This is a genomic window from Isoptericola sp. NPDC057653, from assembly GCF_042799955.1.
Lineage (GTDB): Bacteria > Actinomycetota > Actinomycetes > Actinomycetales > Cellulomonadaceae > Isoptericola.
Genome location: NZ_JBHVHP010000001.1, coordinates 1,471,146 through 1,491,084, shown reverse-complemented (window position 1 = coordinate 1,491,084; position 19,939 = coordinate 1,471,146). Strand labels below are relative to the sequence as shown.

At 74.1% G+C, this 19,939-nt stretch carries 25 protein-coding genes; 7 read left to right on the top strand and 18 right to left on the bottom strand.

The genetic code is table 11. The features are described from left to right. The first annotated feature begins 49 nt into the window (after positions 1 to 49). Positions 50 to 919, top strand: coding sequence for a 1,4-dihydroxy-2-naphthoate polyprenyltransferase (locus tag ACFU9A_RS06730; RefSeq protein WP_430574484.1), 870 nt, complete (start codon positions 50 to 52; stop codon positions 917 to 919). Here the strand turns inward: ACFU9A_RS06730 and ACFU9A_RS06725 are convergent. Next, entirely contained in the window at positions 916 to 1,278 is a 363-nt protein-coding gene (locus ACFU9A_RS06725; protein WP_430574483.1) for a DUF4229 domain-containing protein, read from the bottom strand. The two genes, ACFU9A_RS06730 and ACFU9A_RS06725, sit on opposite strands and share 4 nt — an antisense overlap. Before the next feature lie 55 nt (positions 1,279 to 1,333). Here ACFU9A_RS06725 and ACFU9A_RS06720 point away from each other — a divergent pair, with 55 nt between their 5' ends. Next, on the top strand, positions 1,334 to 1,690 hold the full coding sequence (locus ACFU9A_RS06720; RefSeq protein WP_430574482.1) for a PLD nuclease N-terminal domain-containing protein: 357 nt from the start codon (positions 1,334 to 1,336) through the stop codon (positions 1,688 to 1,690). Positions 1,691 to 1,817: 127 nt separating this feature from the next. On the opposite strand, the gene ccsB is transcribed toward ACFU9A_RS06720, so the two are convergent. The 6 genes from ccsB to ACFU9A_RS06690 all read right to left on the bottom strand — a co-directional run bounded on the left by ccsB (position 1,818) and on the right by ACFU9A_RS06690 (position 7,244). Continuing rightward, positions 1,818 to 2,807 (bottom strand): c-type cytochrome biogenesis protein CcsB, encoded by a 990-nt coding sequence (gene ccsB, locus ACFU9A_RS06715; protein WP_430574481.1) that lies wholly within the window; start codon positions 2,805 to 2,807, stop codon positions 1,818 to 1,820. Positions 2,808 to 2,809: 2 nt separating this feature from the next. After that, positions 2,810 to 4,552: a cytochrome c biogenesis protein ResB gene (locus ACFU9A_RS06710; protein ID WP_430574480.1), complete on the bottom strand. Its 1,743-nt coding sequence runs from the start codon at positions 4,550 to 4,552 to the stop codon at positions 2,810 to 2,812. Beyond that, positions 4,552 to 5,328 carry a cytochrome c biogenesis CcdA family protein gene (locus ACFU9A_RS06705; RefSeq protein ID WP_430574479.1) on the bottom strand — a complete coding sequence of 259 codons (777 nt, stop codon included), beginning with the start codon at positions 5,326 to 5,328 and terminating at the stop codon, positions 4,552 to 4,554. The genes ACFU9A_RS06710 and ACFU9A_RS06705 overlap by 1 nt, the downstream gene beginning before the upstream one ends. After that, positions 5,328 to 5,966 (bottom strand): TlpA family protein disulfide reductase, encoded by a 639-nt coding sequence (locus ACFU9A_RS06700; RefSeq protein WP_430574478.1) that lies wholly within the window; start codon positions 5,964 to 5,966, stop codon positions 5,328 to 5,330. The genes ACFU9A_RS06705 and ACFU9A_RS06700 overlap by 1 nt, the downstream gene beginning before the upstream one ends. Continuing rightward, positions 5,963 to 6,607, bottom strand: a complete 645-nt coding sequence (locus ACFU9A_RS06695; RefSeq protein WP_430574477.1) for a histidine phosphatase family protein — start codon at positions 6,605 to 6,607, stop codon at positions 5,963 to 5,965. The genes ACFU9A_RS06700 and ACFU9A_RS06695 overlap by 4 nt, the downstream gene beginning before the upstream one ends. Positions 6,608 to 6,668: 61 nt before the next feature. After that, positions 6,669 to 7,244: a MarR family winged helix-turn-helix transcriptional regulator gene (locus ACFU9A_RS06690; protein ID WP_430574476.1), complete on the bottom strand. Its 576-nt coding sequence runs from the start codon at positions 7,242 to 7,244 to the stop codon at positions 6,669 to 6,671. Positions 7,245 to 7,347: 103 nt separating this feature from the next. Between ACFU9A_RS06690 and ACFU9A_RS06685 the strand changes: the two genes are divergently transcribed. After that, positions 7,348 to 7,896 (top strand): YceI family protein, encoded by a 549-nt coding sequence (locus ACFU9A_RS06685; RefSeq protein WP_430574475.1) that lies wholly within the window; start codon positions 7,348 to 7,350, stop codon positions 7,894 to 7,896. A 93-nt stretch (positions 7,897 to 7,989) separates the two neighbouring features. On the opposite strand, the gene ACFU9A_RS06680 is transcribed toward ACFU9A_RS06685, so the two are convergent. Then, positions 7,990 to 8,652, bottom strand: a complete 663-nt coding sequence (locus tag ACFU9A_RS06680; RefSeq protein ID WP_430574474.1) for a redox-sensing transcriptional repressor Rex — start codon at positions 8,650 to 8,652, stop codon at positions 7,990 to 7,992. A gap of 19 nt (positions 8,653 to 8,671) precedes the next feature. After that, complete coding sequence (locus tag ACFU9A_RS06675) at positions 8,672 to 8,911, bottom strand: glutaredoxin family protein (protein WP_430574473.1); 240 nt, start codon at positions 8,909 to 8,911, stop codon at positions 8,672 to 8,674. A 71-nt stretch (positions 8,912 to 8,982) separates the two neighbouring features. On the opposite strand from ACFU9A_RS06675, the gene ACFU9A_RS06670 reads away from it, so the two are divergent. Then, positions 8,983 to 9,786: an HAD family hydrolase gene (locus ACFU9A_RS06670; protein WP_430574472.1), complete on the top strand. Its 804-nt coding sequence runs from the start codon at positions 8,983 to 8,985 to the stop codon at positions 9,784 to 9,786. A 134-nt stretch (positions 9,787 to 9,920) separates the two neighbouring features. On the opposite strand, the gene ACFU9A_RS06665 is transcribed toward ACFU9A_RS06670, so the two are convergent. Beyond that, positions 9,921 to 10,019 carry a 30S ribosomal protein bS22 gene (locus tag ACFU9A_RS06665; RefSeq protein ID WP_003792170.1) on the bottom strand — a complete coding sequence of 33 codons (99 nt, stop codon included), beginning with the start codon at positions 10,017 to 10,019 and terminating at the stop codon, positions 9,921 to 9,923. A 133-nt stretch (positions 10,020 to 10,152) separates the two neighbouring features. Then, complete coding sequence (locus tag ACFU9A_RS06660; RefSeq protein ID WP_430574471.1) at positions 10,153 to 10,737, bottom strand: TetR/AcrR family transcriptional regulator; 585 nt, start codon at positions 10,735 to 10,737, stop codon at positions 10,153 to 10,155. 15 nt (positions 10,738 to 10,752) lie between these two features. Here ACFU9A_RS06660 and ACFU9A_RS06655 point away from each other — a divergent pair, with 15 nt between their 5' ends. Beyond that, the gene (locus tag ACFU9A_RS06655; protein WP_430574470.1) at positions 10,753 to 11,991 is read left to right on the top strand and encodes an MFS transporter; all 1,239 of its coding nucleotides are present in this window, start codon (positions 10,753 to 10,755) and stop codon (positions 11,989 to 11,991) included. 39 nt (positions 11,992 to 12,030) lie between these two features. Here the strand turns inward: ACFU9A_RS06655 and ACFU9A_RS06650 are convergent, their stop codons facing one another. Further along, positions 12,031 to 13,206 carry an acetoin utilization protein AcuC gene (locus tag ACFU9A_RS06650; protein WP_430574469.1) on the bottom strand — a complete coding sequence of 392 codons (1,176 nt, stop codon included), beginning with the start codon at positions 13,204 to 13,206 and terminating at the stop codon, positions 12,031 to 12,033. A 64-nt stretch (positions 13,207 to 13,270) separates the two neighbouring features. Between ACFU9A_RS06650 and ACFU9A_RS06645 the strand changes: the two genes are divergently transcribed. Together ACFU9A_RS06645 and ACFU9A_RS06640 are read left to right on the top strand one after the other, a co-directional pair. Continuing rightward, the gene (locus ACFU9A_RS06645) at positions 13,271 to 14,662 is read left to right on the top strand and encodes a TrkH family potassium uptake protein (protein WP_430574468.1); all 1,392 of its coding nucleotides are present in this window, start codon (positions 13,271 to 13,273) and stop codon (positions 14,660 to 14,662) included. 49 nt (positions 14,663 to 14,711) lie between these two features. Then, positions 14,712 to 15,383 (top strand): potassium channel family protein, encoded by a 672-nt coding sequence (locus ACFU9A_RS06640; protein ID WP_430574467.1) that lies wholly within the window; start codon positions 14,712 to 14,714, stop codon positions 15,381 to 15,383. Between the two features lie 22 nt (positions 15,384 to 15,405). Here the strand turns inward: ACFU9A_RS06640 and ACFU9A_RS06635 are convergent, their stop codons facing one another. The 6 genes from ACFU9A_RS06635 to ACFU9A_RS06610 form a co-directional block, all read right to left on the bottom strand. Further along, a complete protein-coding gene (locus ACFU9A_RS06635; RefSeq protein WP_430574466.1) occupies positions 15,406 to 16,128 on the bottom strand; it encodes an ABC transporter permease in 723 nt (240 codons plus the stop codon). Beyond that, positions 16,125 to 16,868, bottom strand: a complete 744-nt coding sequence (locus tag ACFU9A_RS06630; protein WP_430574465.1) for an ABC transporter ATP-binding protein — start codon at positions 16,866 to 16,868, stop codon at positions 16,125 to 16,127. The genes ACFU9A_RS06635 and ACFU9A_RS06630 overlap by 4 nt, the downstream gene beginning before the upstream one ends. 39 nt (positions 16,869 to 16,907) lie before the next feature. Continuing rightward, complete coding sequence (locus tag ACFU9A_RS06625; RefSeq protein WP_430574464.1) at positions 16,908 to 17,537, bottom strand: TetR family transcriptional regulator; 630 nt, start codon at positions 17,535 to 17,537, stop codon at positions 16,908 to 16,910. Between the two features lie 21 nt (positions 17,538 to 17,558). Beyond that, positions 17,559 to 18,422, bottom strand: a complete 864-nt coding sequence (proC, locus tag ACFU9A_RS06620; protein WP_430574463.1) for a pyrroline-5-carboxylate reductase — start codon at positions 18,420 to 18,422, stop codon at positions 17,559 to 17,561. A 46-nt stretch (positions 18,423 to 18,468) separates the two neighbouring features. Continuing rightward, on the bottom strand, positions 18,469 to 19,095 hold the full coding sequence (locus ACFU9A_RS06615) for a hypothetical protein (RefSeq protein ID WP_430574462.1): 627 nt from the start codon (positions 19,093 to 19,095) through the stop codon (positions 18,469 to 18,471). Between the two features lie 97 nt (positions 19,096 to 19,192). Next, on the bottom strand, positions 19,193 to 19,909 hold the full coding sequence (locus tag ACFU9A_RS06610; protein ID WP_430574461.1) for a DUF2087 domain-containing protein: 717 nt from the start codon (positions 19,907 to 19,909) through the stop codon (positions 19,193 to 19,195). Positions 19,910 to 19,939: the final 30 nt, after the last annotated feature.

Here is a 19,939-nt window from a genome sequence, read left to right as displayed (position 1 = left end):
CTGCTCGCGACCCGCGACGCCCGGGCGCCGCACCGACGGACGGAGAACCATGGCCAGCTCGAGCGAGTGGATCGCCGGCGCACGACCCCGCACGCTGCCGGCGGCGGCGGCCCCCGTGCTCATCGGCTCCGGGGCCGCGGCCGACATCGACGCCTTCGCCTGGCTGCCCGCCGTGCTCGCGCTCGGCGTCGCGCTCGCCCTGCAGGTGGGCGTCAACTACGCCAACGACTACTCGGACGGCGTCCGCGGCACCGACGTCGACCGTGTGGGCCCGTTGCGGCTCACGGCCTCCGGCATCGCGGCGCCGGGCCGCGTCAAGGGCGCCGCGTTCGGCTCGTTCGCGGTCGCCGGCGTCCTGGGGCTCGCCCTGTGCGCCGTGACCGGGCACTGGTGGCTGCTGGCCGTGGGCGTGCTGTGCGTGCTCGCGGCCTGGTTCTACACCGGCGGCAAGCACCCCTACGGGTACGCGGGCCTCGGCGAGGTCGGCGTGTTCGTGTTCTTCGGGCTCGTCGCGACGCTCGGCACCACGTACACGCAGGCCGACACCCTCACCTGGCCGTCCGTGCTGGGCGCCGTCGGCGTCGGGATGATCGCCTGCGGCCTGCTCATGGTGAACAACGTGCGCGACATCCCGACCGACGTCGTCGCGGGCAAGCGCACCCTCGCCGTCCGGCTGGGCGACCACCGCGCACGCCGCTGGTACGCGGCGTGCATCGTGCTGCCCGTGGTGCTGGGGATGGTGTGCGCGGCGTGGTCGCCGTGGGCGATGCTCGTCACCGTGCTGCTGCTGCCGGCCGCGCTGCTGGTGGTCCCCGTCATGGCCGGGGCCCGCGGGCCGCTGCTGGTGCGGGTGCTCGCCGGCACCGGCATGTTCGAGCTGGCGTACGGCGTGCTGCTGGGGCTGGGCCTGGCGCTCTAGGCCCGGCGCTCGGAGCCGCCTGCGGCGGTCCCGGTGCTGCCGGCACCGTCCGCGGGCTCCGCGGGCTCAGCGGGCTCAGCGGACTCAGCGGACTCAGCCGACTCCCGGTCCATGACGGCGTCCTCGAAGTCGGTGTCCACGTCGTGCTTGGCCGAGCCGTCCTTGCGGCGCTGCTCTTTCTCCGCGAGCCAGACGGCCGCGGCCTCGCGCGGCCCGGCGAGCGCCAGGTAGGACACGGCGAACGCCACGACGGCGGCGACGAGGACGAGGAGCCAGCTGCGCAGGCCGAGCACGTAGCCGGCGCCGAGCGCGGCGACGAACAGCAGGATCCGCCAGACGGTGTACATCACGAGGGGCACCCGTCCAGGGTAGGCGCGATTCCTGAGCACTCCGACGCCGAACTAGGCTGGGGGCATGTTCGCGCGTGTGATCCTGCCGCTGCTCGTGGTGGGGCTCGCCCTGTATGCCCTCCTCGACCTCGCCGGCTCCGACGAGGAGGAGCGCGGTGGCCTCCCCCGGTGGCTGTGGGCGGTGATCATCGTGCTGCTGCCGCTGTTCGGCGCCGTCGCGTGGATCGTCGTCAAGCAGGCGAGCCGCCGCGCCTCCGGCGGCCGTGGGGACTCCTCGCGGCCGGGCCGCCGCGGCCCCTCCGGCCCGCGCCGCCCTTCCGGGCCCGTGGCCCCCGACGACGACCCCGAGTTCCTCTGGCGCCTGGAGCAGGAGAAGCGCCGCCGCCAGCGCGAGTCCGGCGGCAACGGCGACGCCCCCTGAGGGCATTGGGGCACTGGGGGCGACGCCCCCTGAGGCGCGAGGGCGACGGCCCTGAACCGTGGGCACGACAGAGGGGACCGTCCGGTGCCGGACGGTCCCCTCTGTCGTGCCCCGAAGCCCTGGCGGGTCAGGCGTCGGTGTTGAGGCCCGAGTACGAGTGCTTGCCGTTGAAGATCAGGTTCACGCCGGTGAAGTTGAACAGCACGCACAGGTAGCCGACGATCACGAACCAGGCGGCGCGGCGGCCGTCCCAGCCCCGCGTGGTGCGGGCGTGCAGGTAGGCCGCGTAGACGACCCAGATGACGAAGCTCCAGACCTCCTTGGGGTCCCAGCCCCAGTAGCGGCCCCAGGCGTGCTCGGCCCAGATGGCGCCGCCGATGATGGTGAAGGTCCACAGCACGAAGCCCACCGCGTTGAGGCGGAAGGACAGCGCCTCCAGGGACGTCGGCGTCGGCACGCGGTCGAGCCAGCGGAAGCCCGGGCGCTGGAGGTACGGCGAGCCCGAGTCGCGGCTGTCGCGCACGAGCTGCAGCACCGACGAGACGAACGCCACCGTGAAGATGCCGGTGGCGCTGATCGCCACGCCCACGTGGATGACGAGCCAGTAGTTCTGCAGCGCCGGCTGCACGCCGGTCGCGGCCACGTAGAAGACGTTCAGGCCGAGCACGAGGAACAGCACCGCCAGGCCGGTGACGAACGCGCCGAGGAACTTGAAGTCCTTGCGCACGTTCATGCCGAGGAACACGGCGAGGGCCATGAAGGAGCCCACCAGCGTGAACTCGTACATGTTGGCCCACGGCGTGCGGCCCGCGGCGATGCCGCGCAGCACGATCGCGACGAGCAGCATGGCGGTGCCCAGCCACGTCGTCGACATCGCGATCCCGGCCGCGCGTCGGCGGGCGGGGGCCGGCGGCGCCGCCCCACCGCCCTTCGCGTCGGCGGGCGCTTCCGGCGCCGGAGCACCGGCCCCCACCGCGACCGGGGTGCGCGCCTCGGCGCGGGCGTCGGCCCGCTGCTCGGTGCGGCGGCCGAGGTCGATCGCGAACGCGACGAGCGCGATCGTGAGCGCCGTGGCCGCGCCCCACACGAGCAGCACGCTCAGCTCGGCGATCTGCATGGTCAGTCCTCCGTGGCTGTCTTCGGGTTGTCGTCGGGCGTGTCGTCCACCCGGCCCGGCACCGACGCCAGGGCCTTGTCGACCTCACGCTGCAGGCCGGCGTCGTCACCGCGCGCGAGCCCGGCGAGCTCGACGTGCGTGACGGACCGACCGTCGTCGTCCGTGGTCTCCCATGATCGCACCCACACGCGACGGCGCGGCGTGAACAGCGAGATCGCGAGGCCGCCCAGGGCGAGCAGGGCGAAGGTGAGCACCCAGGCGAGCGACGGGTCGTGGCGCAGGTCGAGCGCGACGTACCGCGGCACGTCCTCGCCGAGCGTCACCGTGCCGAGGCCGTCCGGCAGCTCGACGGTCTCCCCCGGCTTCACCAGGAGCTTGATCGTCGCGCCGTCCTCGTCCACCGACGGGGTGAGGCTCGCGGTGTCGAGGCGGTACACGTTCTGCGGCACGCCGTCGTCCAGGCCCAGGTCGCCGCGGTACACCTCGAGCACCATCAGCGGGTTCTGCGGCTGCGGGAAGACGGAGCGGGCGGACCCGTCCGCGTCGACGACGGCGGTGGGCAGGAAGTAGCCGACCAGGCCGATCTGCTCCTGGCCCTTCGACACGTCCGGCACCTTCACGACGCCGCGCGACGTGTACATGGTGTCCTCGGGCAGGAACGGGACCCGGCCGGAGAACGCCAGCTCGCCGGCGCCGTCCTTCACCGTGATCTCGGGCGCGAAGCCGTTGCCCTGCAGGTAGATCTTGGCGCCGTCGACCGTGAGCGGCTCGTTCACCTTGATCGTCTCGGCGTGCGACGAGCCGTCGGGCTCGGTGGCCGTCACGTACGCGGTGAAGTCGCGCGCCTGGGCGAACGCCACCGTGTCGGAGGCGAACGTCGACTCGAACGAGTCGAGGGTCATGGAGAACGGCGACAGCGACGACGGCCGGAACCAGGCGCCCTTGTCGAAGGTGTCGTAGTCGACGACGGCGTTGGCGAAGCCGCGGCCCTCCGTGACGATCGCCTGGCCGCGGTAGTGCATGAGCTGGCCGAGGGCGACGGAGACGAGCAGGCCGAGCAGCGCCAGGTGGAACAGGAGGTTGCCGGACTCGCGCAGGTAGCCGCGCTCGGCGGCGACGGTGCGGGTGGCCGGGCGCCCGAGGCGGGGCTCCTCGGCGCCGACGTCCACCCGGAAGGTGGGCAGCCGGCGCAGCGGCCCGCGCAGGTGGGTGGCGACGGCGTCGACCACCTCGTCCGGCGACGCCGTCGTGCCGGCCTCCGCCGTCGCGGGGAAGCGGCCGAACCGCACCGGGGTCTTCGGCGGGCGGTTCCGCAGGGCGCGGGCGTGCGCGATCGTGCGCGGCAGGATGCAGCCCACCAGCGAGATGAAGAGCAGCAGGTAGATCGCGGAGAACCAGACTGAGCTGTAGACCTCGAAGAAGCCGAAGCGGTCCAGCCACTCCCCCAGGGTCGGGTGGTCGCCGAGGTACTCGAGCACGGCCGCGGCGTCCTGGCCCCGCTGGGGCAGGATCGAGCCGGGCACGGCCGCGACGGCGAGCAGCATGAGCAGCATGAGCGCCACGCGCATGCTCGTCAGCTGACGCCACGTCCAGCGGAGCGTGCCGCGCCAGCCCAGGGAGGGCAGGGTCGGGGTGCCACCGGGCTTCTGCGGCCCGTCCGCGGGCGCGGACGGGGCGTCGTCCGGACGGCCCTCGACGAACGCGTCGTTGATGCCCTCGGGGCGGTAGGTCGCCTTCTCGCTCATCACACCACCGTCGCGAATCCGCTGACCCAGCCCTGGAGCTGGCTGGTCCACGCGGCCCAGAGGCCCGTGACCAGCGCCAGGCCGACCAGCACCAGCAGGGCGCCGCCGGCGCGCTGGATGGCCAGGCGGTGGCGACGCAGGAAGCCGAGCATGCGCTGCGACGACTGCAGCCCGAGCGCGACCAGGAGGAACGGCACGCCCAGCCCGATGCAGTACGCGATGCCCAGCGCGATGCCGCGCCCGGCGGACGCCTGGTCGAGCGACAGCGCCTGGACGGCGGCGAGGGTGGGGCCGATGCAGGGCGTCCAGCCCAGGCCGAACACGACGCCGAGGAGGGGCGCTCCCCACAGGCCCGCCTGGGGGCTGAGGTGCATGCGCCGCTCGCGCTGCAGGAACGGCATCGCCCCGAGGAACGCGAGACCCATGAGGATCACGACGACCCCGAGGACCCGCATGATCGTGGTCTCCCACTGCACGAGGTACGAGCCGAGCGCCCCGGCCGCGGCCATGAGCGCCACGAACACCGCGGTGAAACCGAGCACGAACAGGGCCACGCCCGCGACGACGCGCCGGCGGCCCGGGTCCCGCGGCGCCCCGGGGCGGGCCTGCGACCCGCCGGCCGTGGCGGCGGCCATCCCGCTGACGTACCCGACGTAGCCGGGCACGAGCGGCAGCACGCACGGCGAGGCGAACGACACGAGGCCGGCGATCAGCGCCACCGGCAGCGCCAGCAGCATCGAGCCGCTGAACGCCGTGACCGCGAAGGTGTCACCCATCAGGCGCCCTTCGCCGCGCCGTCGCCCGAGCCGCCGGACGACTCGGCGAGCACCTCGTCGACGATCGCGTCGAGCGTGGACGCCTCCGCCTGCCCGATGACGCGCGCCGCGACGCGGCCCTCGGCGTCGAGCACGACGGTGGACGGGACGGCCTGCAGCGGCACGACCCCCGAGAGCTTGGCCACGACCTTCCCGGTGCTGTCCGCGACGGACGGGTACGGGACGTCGAAGGTGCGCTGGAACGAGGTGGCGGCGCCTGCCTCGTCCTCCGTGTTGATGCCCAGGACGCGCACGCCGTCCGCCTCGCGGTCGTTCGCGAGAGCCACGAGGTCGGGGGCCTCGGCGCGGCACGGTGCGCAGCCGGCGTACCAGGTGTTCACGACGACGACGTCGCCGAGCCAGTCGGCGGTGCTGACGTCGTCGCCCTCGAAGGTGGTGCCCTGCACGGTGACCACGTCGCCGCGGTCGCCCGCGTCCCACTGCTTCACCGAGCCGTCGCCGGAGACGAAGCCCTGGCCGACGACGTCGCCGGCGCCCGAGTCCTGCGCGCCGCACGCGGCGAGGAGGCCGAGGCCGAGGACGGCGCCGACCGCCGCGGACGCGCGCCGGAGCGCGCGCGAGGAGGTGGTGCGCATCATGCCCCCGGCACCGGGTCGGCGCCCGCGAGCAGGTCGGCGGCGGGCTCGGTGTAGTGCAGGCCGACGAACGTGTCGCCCTCGAACCGCAGCGACGTCATGGACGCCAGGGAGCACTCGCGCCGGCGCGGGTCGTGCGCCAGCGAGCGTGCCTCGAACGAGCGCCGCGTCACCCACACGGGCAGCTGGTGGCTGACCAGCACCACCTCGTGGCCGGCGTACGCGCGGCGGGCGTCGTCCACCGCGGCGCGCATGCGCGCGACCTGCTCGGCGTACGGCTCGCCCCACGACGGGCGCAGCGGGTTCCACAGGAAGCGCCAGTAGCGGGGGTGGGCAAGCTGCGCCGGGTTGCTCCCGATCGTCGTGCCCTCGAAGTGGTTGCCGGCCTCGACGAGGCGGTCGTCGGTGGCGAGGGTCAGGCCGAAGGCCTGGGCCGTCGGGGTCGCGGTCTCCTGCGCGCGCTGCAGCGGGGACGCGACGACGCCGGCGACGTCGTGGCCCGTGCCGGACAGGTGCTCCGCCACGCGGCGCGCCATCGCCTGACCGCGGTCGGACAGGCGGTAGCCGGGGATGCGCCCGTAGAGGACCCCGTCCGGGTTGTGGACCTCGCCGTGCCGCACGAGATGGACGGTGGTGGTGGCCATGGGTCCCAGTGTCCCAGAACTCCGGGGTACCCAGGTCCCGTCCAGCCAGGGGTGACGGCGCTCACGCCCCGGGTGCGGGACCGTCCTGCGGCGACTCGGCGGGAGGCACGCCCGCACCCGGCTCGCCCGCGAGCTCCACGGCGGGGTCGAGACCCTTCGCGGTGGCGGCGACCTTCGCCATCGCGCGGCCCAGGACCGCCATCTCGGCGGGGTCGAGGGCGTCGACCAGCAGCCGCCGGACGGCGGTGACGTGGCCCGGCGCGGCGTCGACGAGCGCGGCGTACCCGGTGTCGGTCATGACGCAGTTCACGCCGCGCCGGTCGCCCGGCACGGGGGTGCGGACCACGAGCCCGCGCTGCTCCATGCGGTCGACGGTGTGCGTGAGCCGGCTGCGCGACAGGGCGAGGAACTCCGCGAGCGCCGACATCCGCAGCGTGCGCTCGGGCGCCTCGGAGAGCTGGACCAGCAGGTGGTACTCGCCGAGCGTCACCGGCAGCCCCTCGTCGTGCGCGGTGCCCAGCGCCTCGAAGAAGCGCGCCGTCCCCTCCAGGAAGCGTCGCCACGCCCATTGCTGGCTCTCGTCGAGCCATCGCGTCTCCGCGTCCTCGCGCTGCCGCGCCTCGTTCGTCCCGCCCACGGGAATAGGTTACGAGACCGGCGTGTTCTCCCCCTCGTGACGGTAGTTGAGTGCTCAACTACCTAGTGACACCGACCGCACGACCTACTCCGAGGAGACACCCATGACCGCGCTGCCCGCAGGCCTGAACACCGGTACCTACGCCATCGACACCGCCCACTCCACCGCCTCCTTCTCCGTGCGTCACGCGGGGATCGCCAAGGTGCGCGGCACGATCGCGATCACCGGCGGCTCGATCACCGTGGGCGACGACCTCGAGTCCTCCAACGTCGCGGCCGAGCTGGACGCGGCGTCGGTCAACACGAACGACGAGAACCGCGACAACCACCTGCGCAGCGCCGACTTCTGGCACGCGGAGGAGAAGCCGGTCTGGAGCTTCGTCTCCAAGGGCATCTCGACGGACGGCGACGACTACACGATCGCCGGCGACCTCACCATCAACGGCGTGACCAACTCCGTGGAGCTCCCGACCGAGTTCACCGGCACCGCCACCGACCCGTTCGGCAACGCCCGCGCCGGGTTCGAGTCGCAGATCGAGATCTCCCGCAAGGAGTACGGCCTCACGTGGAACGCCGCGCTCGAGACCGGCGGCGTCCTGGTGGGCGACAAGGTCAAGATCGCCCTCGACGTCTCGGCCATCAAGCAGGCCTGAGCCCGCTCCCTCCCCGCGAGGCAGCTCGCAGAGCGCCGAGGTCGTCCGAGCCGGACGACCTCGGCGCTCTCTCGTACCACCCCGGCGCGGCCGCTATCTCGCGGCGGTGCCGTTCGTCGCCGCGCGGGCGGCGGCGTGGAACGCCAGGATCTGCAGCTCGCCGGCCACGTCCACCGAGCGCACGACCACGTCGTCGGGCAGCTGGAGCGCGACGGGCGCGAACGACAGGATCTCGCGCACGCCGCAGCCCACGATGCGCTCGGCGATCGGCTGCGCCACCGGCCCCGGGGTGGCCAGGACCACCATCGACACCCCCGTGCGCGCCAGCACCTCCTCGAGCCGGTCGACGTGCTCGATGGTCAGGCCCGCCGCCGTCCGGCCCACGACCTGCGGGTCCGCGTCGAGCAGCGCCACCACCTGGAAGCCGCGCGCCGCGTAGCCCGAGTAGTTGGCCAGGGCGTGCCCCAGGTTGCCGATGCCGACGATCGCCAGCCGGTGCTCGGACTCGAGCCCCAGCGCCGTCGCGATGTACTGCGCCAGCGACTGCACGTCGTAGCCCACGCCGCGCGTGCCGAACGACCCCAGGTAGGACAGGTCCTTGCGCAGCTGCGCCGACCCCACCCCGGACCGTTCCGCCAGCTCCGACGACGACGTCGTCGTCACCCCGGCCTCCGCCAGGTCACGCAGGGCGCGCAGGTAGTACGGCAGCCGCGCCACCGTCGCGGCCGGCACCGTCGCCTCACCGAGCTCGATCACTCCGTCGTCCTCCCCGGGCTCAGCGTGCCAGACGGCGCGCCAGCCGCGCGCCGTCCACCCGCCAGAAACCCTGCTGCACGCCGTCCACCTCGACGACGGGCACGTAGTCCCCGTACCTTTCCACCAGATCACCGCCCGGCGCGTCGTCGACCTCGATGTCGATCTCGCGCCATGCCTCCCCCGCCGCCTCGCACACGTCCGTGACGACCGCCCGAGCGTCCTCGCACAGGTGGCAGCCCTGCTTCGTGTACAGCAGCACCCGGGGTTCACCTGCGGATCCCTGCGGCATGCTCACCTACCAAGCCTAGCCGCGCCGATACAGTGGACCGCATGCCGTCGCCCGCCGAGTCGTCCACGCCGGTGCGCGCCGCAGCGTTTTTCGACGTCGACAACACGATCATCCGCGGCGCCAGCGCGTTCCACCTGGCACGCGCCCTCTACCAGCGCCGGTTCTTCGGGACCCGCGACCTGGTGCGGTTCGCGCTCATCCAGGCGAAGTACCTGGTGTTCGGGGAGTCGCGCACGCAGATCGAGTCGGTGCGCAGCCGTGCCCTGTCGCTCATCGCCGGCCGTTCCGTGGCGGAGATCACCGCCGTGGGCGAGGACGTGTACGACACCGTCCTCGAGCTGCGCATCTTCCCGGGAACCAAGCGCCTGCTCGACGAGCACCTCGCCGCCGGCGACCAGGTGTGGCTGGTGACCGCGACCCCCGTGGAGATCGGCGGCCTCATCGCGCGCCGCCTGGGCGCGACCGGCTGCCTCGGCACCATCGGCGAGCACTCCGGCGGCTTCTACACCGGCCGCCTCGTGGGCGACCTCATGCACGGGGAGGCGAAGGCCGCCGCCGTGCGCGAGCTCGCGGAGCGCGAGGGCATCGACCTGTCCGCCTCGTACGCGTACGGCGACTCGCTCAACGACCTGCCGATGATGCGCACCGTGGGGCACCCGTGCCCCATCAACCCCGACACCCGCCTGCGCCGGCACGCCAAGGAGGTGGGCTGGCCCATCCGCGAGTTCCGCGGGCGCGGGCGCCGCGTCGCGGGCCGGGGCATGAAGACCGCGTCGTGGGCGGGCGCCGCCTGGGTGGCGGGCCTGGCCCTGCGCAGCATCCAGAAGCGCCTGCGCGGCCGCTGACGGCACCCTCGCCACGCCGGCGGCACGTCCGGACGGGCGACACCGGTCCGGACGTGCGAACGGGCCCGGCGCCTCCGTGGAGGTGCCGGGCCCGTTCGTGCTCGCTGCCCGCCGGGATCAGCCGGCGGACGAGCTCACTTCTTGTTGCGACGCTGGTGACGCGTCTTCCGCAGCAGCTTGCGGTGCTTCTTCTTCGCCATGCGCTTGCGGCGCTTCTTGATGACGGAGCCCATGAGGTCCTCACAATGCTTGTCGGTCGGTGGAACACGGTTGGTCCCAGGAGCCCTGTCTCCAGGAGCAGCCGACCAACGCGGAAAAGTCCGTCCCCCAGGGTACCCGATGCTGAGGGGCTGCCTGACCCGGCGGCTACCGCGCGCGCAGGATGACGGCACCGAGGTCGTCGACGTTCCGGCGCAGCTCGTCCCTCCACTCCGGCGCCCCGGGTTCCATCGGGGGGCCGTCGGGGGAACCGCCCGACCAGAACGCCCCGCTGCCCACCGCGGCGGCGTAGCCGATCAGGGCGGTGCTCACGAGGCGCTCGACGCGCGGCAGCTGGTCGGGGTCGACGCCGGCGTCCCGCAGGATCCCGTACGTCGCCTCCATGACGCGGATCGCCTCGGGAGCCCGGTACGGCCGGTTGAGCACGAGCAGGAACGCCTCGGGGTGCCGGACGGCGGCGTCGAGCAGCTGCTGCGCGACGGCGTGCAGGCGGGGCCGCCACTCGGCGGGGAGGTCGCCGGTGGCGACGTCGGCGAGCACCCGGCCGACGAGGGCGTCGAGGATCTCCGCCTTGTCGGCGAAGTGCCGGTAGAGCCCCATGGCCGACAGCGACACCCGCTCGGCGACGGTCCGCATGGAGAGCCGCTCCACCCCGACCTCGTCCGTGAGCTCGAGCGCCGCCCGGAGGATCTGTTCGCGCCGGACGGCCGTCTGCTGCTTCTTCCCCGCCATGTATACAGTGTACGCATGACCCGGTCCGGACTCCCCGAGCTCGTGCGTGCGCCGTCGCGCGTGCCGCTCGTGATGCTGGTCGTCGCCAACCTCGTGTCCACCGTCGGCGGCGCGATGAGCCTGGTGGCGCTGCCGTGGTTCGCCTTCTCGATCACCCGGGACCCCGCCCTCACCGGTGTCGTCGCCGCGTGCGAGTTCACCGCCGTCGTGGTCGCCTCGGCCTGCGCAGGGTGGTTCATCCAGCGGCTCGGCGCCCGCGGCACGCGCGTGCTGTCGGACGTGGTCAGCGGCGTCGCCGTCCTGGCCGTCCCCGCGCTGTTCGAGCTCGGCGCGCTCCCCTTCGGGCTCCTGCTCGCCCTCGTCGCCGTCAACGGGTTCCTGCGGACTCCCGCGGTGGCGGCGAGCTACCTGCTGCTCGCGGGAGCCGCCGAGCGCGGCGGGACGACGACCGGCGCCGTGAGCGGGCCGAACCTGGCGTCCCTCGCGCTCGCCGGGGCGATCGGGGCACCGGTCGCCGGCGCGGCGATCGCCGCGGCCGGCGCGCCGCTGGTCCTCGTCGCGGACGCGGTGACGTTCCTGGTGTCCGCACTGCTGGTCCGGGCCTTCCTGCCCCGGTTCGAGCCCGAGGACGCGCAGGAGCGGCCGCCGACGGTCGCCGGCGCGCTGCGCGTCATCGGGCGGAGCCCGGTGCTGCGGCTGATGCTCGCGGGGTCCCTGGTGCTGGGGCTGCTGTCGTCCGCGTGGGCCACCGTGATCGCTCCCGTGTACGGGACGGAGGTCCTGCGCAGCCCGGCCGCCCTCGGGTTCGTGCTCACCGCGCAGAGTGTCGGCAGCATCCTGGGTGCGTGGTCGAGCGCACGGGTCGAGCGCCGCCTGTCCCGCCGCCGCCTCGCGCCGCTCGCCGTCGTGACGGCGGTCGTGCCGATGTTCCTGGCGCTCGGCACCGCCGCGCCGCTGGGCGCCCTCCTCCCCGTGGCCTTCGTCTTCGGGACCGCGGGAGGGGTCTACGGCACGATGTTCGTCAACGTCGAGTACGCGACCGTGCCGCGCCACCAGCAGGGCCACGTGTTCGGCGTCGTCACCGCCCTCGGGCAGACCAGCTCCGCCGTCGGCCCGCTGCTCGCCGGCGTCGTCGTCGGCGCCGCCTCGTTGCGGGTGTTCAGCGCCGCCGCGATCGTCGCCGGGCTCGTGACGGCCGCCGCCCTGCTCCTCGCGGCACCGCGGCGGGGACCGCGCGGGCGCCGGACCACGTGACCTTCGCGGGGCCGCGGGGCCGTCCGGCCGGCCGGTCCCCTAGTCCCGGTACGGGTCCAGCCCCCACGTGGGGAACACGTGCCGGCGGGTGGCGAGGATCGCACGGTCGACGTCGTCGGCCGGGTCGTAGCCGTCCCCCCAGGGGCGCCAGGAGATCTCGCCGCCGGCGAGCCGCTCGGCCGGGTCGAGCCCGGAGAGCTCCTCCACCTCGCGGCGCCAGGACTCGGGCAGCTCCAGGCACGCGGGCAGGGGCGCGTGCGCGGCCTCCGCGACGAGGCTCGCCCACACCAGCGGCACGACGTCGACCACCGCGTACCCGCCGCCGCCGAGCGCCACCCAGCGGCCGTCGGCGAGCTCGTGCGCGAGGGCGTGCACCCACCGGGCGGCGGTGCGCTGCGCCGCCACGCCCACGTCGAGGTCCGTGAGGGGGTCGTTGCCGTGCGCGTCGCAGCCGTGCTGCGACACGATCACCTGCGGCCGGAACTCGCGGACCACCGCCGGCACGACGGCGTCCACGGCCCGCAGCCAGTGCGCCCCGTCGGTGCGGGGCGGCAGCGCGACGTTCACCGCCGTGCCCTGCGCCGCGGTGCCGCCCGTGTCGCCCGCGTTGCCGGTGCCCGGGAACAGCGTGTGCCCGTCCTGGTGCACCGACACCGTGAGGACGCGCGGGTCGTCCCAGAAGATCGACTCGACCCCGTCGCCGTGGTGGGCGTCCAGGTCGACGTACGCGACGCGCTCCGCACCGAGGTCGAGCAGCCGCTGCACGGCCGCCGCGGCGTCGTTGTAGATGCAGAACCCGGACGCCGCGCCGCGCTGCGCGTGGTGCATGCCGCCCGCGATGTTCACGCCGTGCTGCACGTGCCCCGACCACACCGACTCCGCGGCGTCCACCGACGCGGCGACGAGGCGGGCGCCCGCCTCGTGCATGGTCGGGAACACCGGGTCGTCCTCGGTGCCGAGCCCGCGCGCGAGGTCCGGGGCGCCCGTCGCGGCCGCGCGGCGCACCGCCGCGACGTAGGCGGCGTCGTGCACCGACTCGATGACCTCGTCGGGGGCCGGCTCGACGTCGGCCAGCTCCAGCGTGGGCTCGTCGAGGAGGCCGAGCTCCGCCACGAGCCGCATGGTCAGGTCGAGCCGGGCGGGCGCCATCGGGTGCCCGGGGCCGAAGTCGTAGCGCAGGAGCTCAGGGCTCCACAGCAGCCGGGCGACGCGCATCCCGTCACGGTAGCCGACGGCGTGGCAGGCTGTGCCCAGCGACTGAAGGGCGAGAGGGGACAGGGTGCCGGGGACGTGGGGCGGTCGCGGGCTCTCGCTGCGCGGTTGGGCCAACCGCGCCGCCCGCGAGTACCCCGCGAGGCTCGCCATGACGGTGTTCGCCGCCGTCATCACGGTGATCTGGCTGCTGCTCCTCACCCCGTGGGCGACGGCGTCCGGCCGCGGCGCCTCCATGGTCGACGCGCTGTTCACCGCGACGTCGGCGGTCTGCGTCACCGGCCTCGTCGTGCAGGACACCGCCACCTACTGGTCGGAGTTCGGGCACGTCGTCATCCTCGTCGGCATCAAGGTGGGCGGCCTGGGCGTGATGACGCTGGCGTCGCTGCTCGGCCTCGCCGTGTCGCGCCGGCTGGGCCTCACGCAGAAGCTGCTGACGGCGTCGGAGACGAAGACCGAGCGGCTCGGCGAGGTCGGCGCGCTGCTGCGCACCATCATCATCACCGCCACGACCATCGAGCTGTGCCTGTCGCTGCTGCTCTTCCCCCGCTTCCTCGCCCTCGGCGACCATGCGGGGACCGCGGCCTGGCACGCGCTCTTCTACGGCATCTCGTCGTTCAACAACGCGGGGTTCGTGCCGACGCAGGAGGGGCTGCTCCCGTTCGCGTCCGACTGGTTCGTCCTGGTGCCGATCGCCCTCGGCGTGTTCATCGGCTCGCTCGGCTTCCCCGTCATCCTCAACGTCATCACCAACCGCCGCCGCAAGCACAAGCACTGGGTCCGGGCCCTGTCGCTGCACACCAAGCTGACGGTCACCACCAGCCTCGCGCTCCTCGTGGCCGGCGCGATCCTCATCGGCGCGATGGAGTGGAACAACCCCGCGACCTTCGGCGACCAGGACTTCGCGACCAAGATCCTGTCGTCGGTCTTCGCGTCCGTGATGCCGCGCTCGGCGGGCTTCAGCTCCGTGCCGGTGCACGAGATGACGCAGGAGACCTGGCTGCTCACCGACGCCCTGATGTTCGTGGGCGGCGGCTCCGCGTCCACCGCGGGCGGCATCAAGGTCACGACCTTCGCCGTGATGCTCCTCGCCATCGTCGCCGAGGCCCGCGGCGACGCCGACACCGAGGTGTTCGGCCGCCGCATCCCCCGCGACACCCTGCGCCTGTCGATCGCGGTCGTCTTCGTGGGCGCCACGGCCGTGCTCGTGTCGTGCCTGGCCCTGCTGCGTCTCACCGACCTGCGCCTGTCCGAGGCGCTGTTCGAGGTCATCTCCGCGTACGCCACGGTGGGCCTGTCGACCGGCGTCACCGCGGGCCTGCCCGACGCCGCGAAGTATCTGCTGTGCGCGCTGATGTTCGTGGGGCGCGTCGGCGTCATCTCGCTGCTCGGCGCCCTGGCGCTGCGCGACCGGCGACGCATCGTACGCTTCCCCGAGGAACGCCCGATCATCGGGTGACCCCACCTGACGACCTGCGTGAAGACGACCTGCCGGAAAGAGGAGAACCGTGGCGGACAAGAAGGCTCCCGCGCGCGACGCGGGCGTGCTCGTCATCGGCCTGGGGCGCTTCGGCTCGTCGCTCGCGACGACGCTGGACCGGCTCGGGCAGGACGTGCTCGCCGTCGAGCGCGACGAGAAGCTCGTGGCGCAGTGGTCGGGCCGCCTGCCCCTGGTGGAGGCCGACGCGTCGGAGTCGGAGGCCCTGATCCAGCTCGGCGCCAAGGACTTCGGCGTCGCCGTCGTCGGCGTGGGCACGGAGCTCGAGGCGTCCGTGCTCATCACGGCCAACCTCGTGGACCTCGGGACGCCGCAGATCTGGTCCAAGGCCATCTCGGCGGAGCACGGCCGCATCCTCACCCGGATCGGCGCGCACCACGTCGTCTACCCCGAGGCCGACGCCGGCTCCCGCGTCGCGCACCTCGTGAGCGGCAAGATGCTCGACTACATCGAGGTCGAGGACGGCTTCACGATCGTCAAGATGCGCCCGCCGAAGGAGATGCAGGGCTTCACGCTCGCGCAGTCGGACATCCGCAAGCGCTACGGCGTCACCGTCATCGGCGTGAAGTCGCCCGGCGTCGAGTTCACCTACGCGACGCCCGAGACCCGCGTGAGCGCCAACGACCTGCTGGTCTGCTCCGGCCACGCCGACCTGCTGGAGCGGTTCTCCGCCCGCCCCTGAGGCCCCCGGGGAGACGGGACCCTCAGGCGGTCCGACGGCGCAGGGTGGCGACGCCGAGGACGACGGCGCCGACGATGAACAGCGCGATGGCGCCCACCGCGCCCTGCACGTCCGCCCACTCGCCGCCGGCGGCGAGCGTCTGCATGGCCTCCACCGCGTAGGTGAGCGGGAAGACGCGCGAGAGCCACTCGAGCACCTCGGGCATCTGGTCGCGCGGCATGAGCAGGCCGCAGGTGATGAGCTGCGGGAAGATCACCGCGGGCATCATCTGCACGGCCTGGAACTCGCTGCGGGCGAGCGCGGACGCGGCGAGGCCCAGGCAGCAGCCGAGGACGGCGTCGAGCATCGCGACGGCGATCACCAGCCAGAGCGGGCCGAGCACGTCCATCCCGACGACGAGGGCGAAGCCCACCACCACCAGCGACTGCAGCAGCGCGAGCGCGGCGAACGCCAGCGCGTAGCCGGCCACGAAGTCGCCCTTGCGCAGCGGCGTCGTCATGAGCCGCTCGAGGGTGCCCGACTGCCGCTCGCGCAGGGTGGCGACGCTCGTCACCAGGAACATCACGATCAGCGGGAACAGCCCCACGAGCATCGGGCCGAACTGGTCGAGCACGGGCGTGCCGTCGAACATCCAGGCGATGAGCCCCAGCAGCAGGCACGGCAGCACGAGGATGAGCGCGACGGTGCGGTGGTCGAAGCGCAGCTGCGCCAGGACCCGGCTCGCGGTCGTGAGGGTGAGGGTCATCGGGCCTCCTCCGCCTGCTGGTCGATGAGCGCGAGGAACGCGCGCTCGGCGTCGGGGGCGCCGGTGCGGGCGAGGAGCTCGGGGGGCGTGAGGTCGGCGACGAGCGCCCCGTCGCGCAGCAGCAGGAGCCGGTCGCACTGGGTGGCCTCGTCCATGACGTGGCTCGAGACCAGCAGCGCCCGCCCCTCCCCGGCGAGGCGGCGGAACATCGCCCACAGGTCCCGGCGCAGCACGGGGTCGAGGCCGACCGTGGGCTCGTCGAGCACCAGGAGCTCGGGGTCGCCGACGAGGGCGGCGGCGAGCGAGACGCGCGACCGCTCGCCGCCGGACAGCGTGGCGACCCGCTGCTTCTCGTGCCCGCCCAGGTCGACGGCGGCGACGGCGCGGCGCACCGCCGCCTCCGCCCCCGCGGCCGGCAGCCCCGCGAGCCGGGCGAAGTAGCGCAGGTTCTGCAGCACCGTGAGGTCGGTGTACACCGAGGCGGCCTGCGTCACGTAGCCCACGCGGCGGCGCAGGGCCGGAGCGCCCGCGGGCTCGCCCAGGACGGTCACCTCACCCGCGACCCGGGCCTGGACCCCGACGACCGCGCGCAGCAGCGTCGTCTTGCCGGAGCCGGACGGCCCCAGCAGCCCCACCACCTGGCCCGCGGGCACGGTGACGTCCAGGCCGTCGATGATCGGCCGGCCGCCCCGCTCGACCCGCAGGCCGCGGACCCGGATGGCCCCGTCATTATTCCCCATGTGGTGAATTGTGCTCCTCGACGACACTGCGCGCAACGGTCAGCCGTGCACCAGCTCGCCGGTGAGGTAGCGCTGCACCGTCGGCCCGACCAGCGCGGCGACCCGGTCCGCCGGCAGCGACGCCAGGGGCTCGAGCGGGACGAGGTACCGGGTCATGAGGACGCCCACCATCTGCGAGGCGACGAGCCCCGTGCGCAGACGTGCGTCGTCGACGTCGAGGCGGCGCACGATCGGCCCGAGCAGCTCCGCACCGAGGAACTGCGGCAGCAGCGCGCGCAGTCCGGGGTCCGACATGACCGCCGGGACGACGAGCCGCACCGTCTCGCCGTAGTCCGCGTCCCACACGTCCACGACCGAGCGGACGAGCCGGACACCGAGCGTCTCGACCGGGCCGCCCTCGGTCGCGGCGCGCATGATCGCCGCAGGGTCGACGTCGGCCAGCCCCACTGAGGCGGTGAACAGGTGCGTCTTGTCCCCGAACCAGTGGCGCACGGTGCCCGGGTCGACGCCGGCGCGCCGGGCGACCGAACGGACGGAAGCGCCCTCGTAACCGCGCTCGCGGAACTCCTCGCGGGCGGCCGCCAGCACCGGTTCGCGGGTGCCGGCGCCCGCGGGCCGTCGGCCGCGGCGCGCGGCCGCCTCCGGACCGTCCGCCAGGTCGCCCGTCATCCCGCCACCCTCCGGCCCGGCTCAGCCGTGCTCGGCCGCGAGCTCGCGGGACCGGTCGCGCGCGGCCTCGAGCGCGTCGAGGAACGCGGCACGCACGCCGCCGTCGTCGAGCTTGCGCAGCGCGGCCACCGTGGTGCCACCGGGCGAGGAGACCTTCTCGCGGAGCAGGACGGGGTGCTCGCCCGTCTCGTCGAGCAGCTTCGCCGAGCCCAGCACGGTCTCGACCGCGAGGCGCCGCGCGACGTCGCGGGTGAGGCCGAGCAGCACGCCGGCCTCCGCCATCGCGTCGACCACGTAGAAGACGTAGGCCGGGCCCGAGCCCGCGAGCGCGCCGAACGCGTCGATGTCCTTCTCGGCGACGCGGAAGACGTGGCCGGAGCCGGCGAGCACCTGCTCCACCAGGGCGACGTCGTCCTCGCGGGCGGCCGACCCCCCGACGACCGCGGTCACGCCGGCGCCCACCAGGGCGGGGGTGTTGGGCATCGCCCGCACCACGGGGGTGCCGGCGGGCAGGCGCTGCTCGAAGAACGACAGCGGCAGGCCGGCGGCGACGCTCACCACGACGGCGCCCGGCTCGAGCGCGTCGGCCACGCGGTCGAGCATGGCCCCCACGTCCTTCGGCTTCACGCCGACGACGACGACGTGCGCGCCCTCGACGGCGGCGACGTTGTCCGTCGTCGCGCGCACCCCGAAGCGCTCGGTGAGGTGGGCGCCGCGCTCGGCACGGCGGGAGGTGGCCACCACGTCCTGCGGCGCGACCCCCGCGGACAGCGCCCCCGCGAGCACCGCCTCGCCCATGTTGCCCGTCCCCAGGAACGCCATCTTCACGCCGTCCGTCCGGCTGTTCGTCGGGGCGCCGGCCTGCTCGTCAGTCTGCTCGCTCACGGGCACCACGGTACGTCCCGCGCGACCCTCGGGGCCGACGCGCGGGCTACAGGGGGTACGCGGAGTAGAAGTCCTCGACCAGGTCCGCCGGGCCCGTGGCCTGCAGCACGGCCGTGCCGTTGCGCCACGTGACGACGGCGGTGCCCGTCGCCGAGCCCGGGGTGACGACGTACGCCCCGACGGTCTTGCCGTCCACCGTCACGTCGCCCTCACCGGTGGGCTCGCCGGCCGCCTTGACCAGCGCCTCGTACGCCGCGGACGCGGCGTCGTCGTCCTCCCACTGGCCGGCCTCGACCTGCACCGTCGTCGCGGCGTCGCCCGCGCCGTCCGCGTACGTGAGCTGCCACGCCTCGACGGCGTCGGCCTCTTTCTCGCGGTCCTTGTCCTCCGTCACGCCCTGCAGCGCCAGCGCCAGCACGGTGTCGGGCTGCGCCTTGAGGAACGCCGTCTGCGACTCCGGGCGCCCGCTCGGCGCGATCGTCGGCGTCGGGACCGGCGCCGTCACCGTGGCCTGCGGCTCCGGCTCCTCGCGCGCGAACCCCGGCCACACGAACGCCGTCAGCAGCACCACCACCAGCACGAGCGCGCCCGCGGCCGACGCCACCACGATCCGACGACGGCGGAACACCTCCGGCGACGGGCGCCCGTTCCCGCCCGTGCGTGCCTGGCTCACGATGTCCTCCTGCGGGGTCGGCGGCGGTGCACGACGCAGCCTAGGGCGCGCGTCCCGGTGTCGGCGGCTCCTCCGGCGCGTGTCGAGGCGCCCCGGCTCAGCGCAGCACGAGCTCGACGTCCGGGTGGTCGGCGAACACCTCCAGGACGAGCTCGGCGTACGTCCGGCCGCGCCCGGCCTCGAGGTCGGCGAGGCGTCCGCGGAACAGGGCGGCGTCGAACCGCGGGTCGCCGAGCTTCGCCAGGTAGTACGCGCGCGTCGCGGCGAAGCCCAGGGCGTCGCGGGAGCGGTCGAAGGCGTGCCAGACGACCGTGACCCGGTCCGCGCCGTGCGCGGCGCCGAACCCGCCGTGCAGCAGGTCGTCCAGGGCGTCGAGGCTCGGCCCGAGGTCCCAGTCCTCGCCCGCCATGAAGACGCGGTTCAGCTCGTCGTAGAACGTGGCGACGGAGTCGACCCGGCGGCCGTCGAGGTGCAGCGTGCGGTGCAGGCCCTCGGAGGTGTCCACGTCCTCGACGACCTCGTCCGGGGTGAGCCCGTCGTACTCCGTGAGCTCCGTGCGCCAGTACTCGGCGCCGTCGCGGGTGCGGTGCACCGTCCCCAGGTCGACCATCGCGCGCCGCGCGCCGACCGGGTCCGCGGCGAGCTCCGCCAGCCGGTCCGTGAGCTCGCGCTCCCCCAGCGGCTCCAGCAGGTCGGGCAGCGTGGCGTGCGCGAGCCAGCGCGCCACCGCCCTGCGGTGCTCCCACCGCCGCGGCATCGCCAGCAGGCGCCCGTCGTGCAGGAACCGGGTCACGTCGGGGTTCTCGGGGGCCACCCGGCCATCATCGCGCGCTCCCTGCGCCGG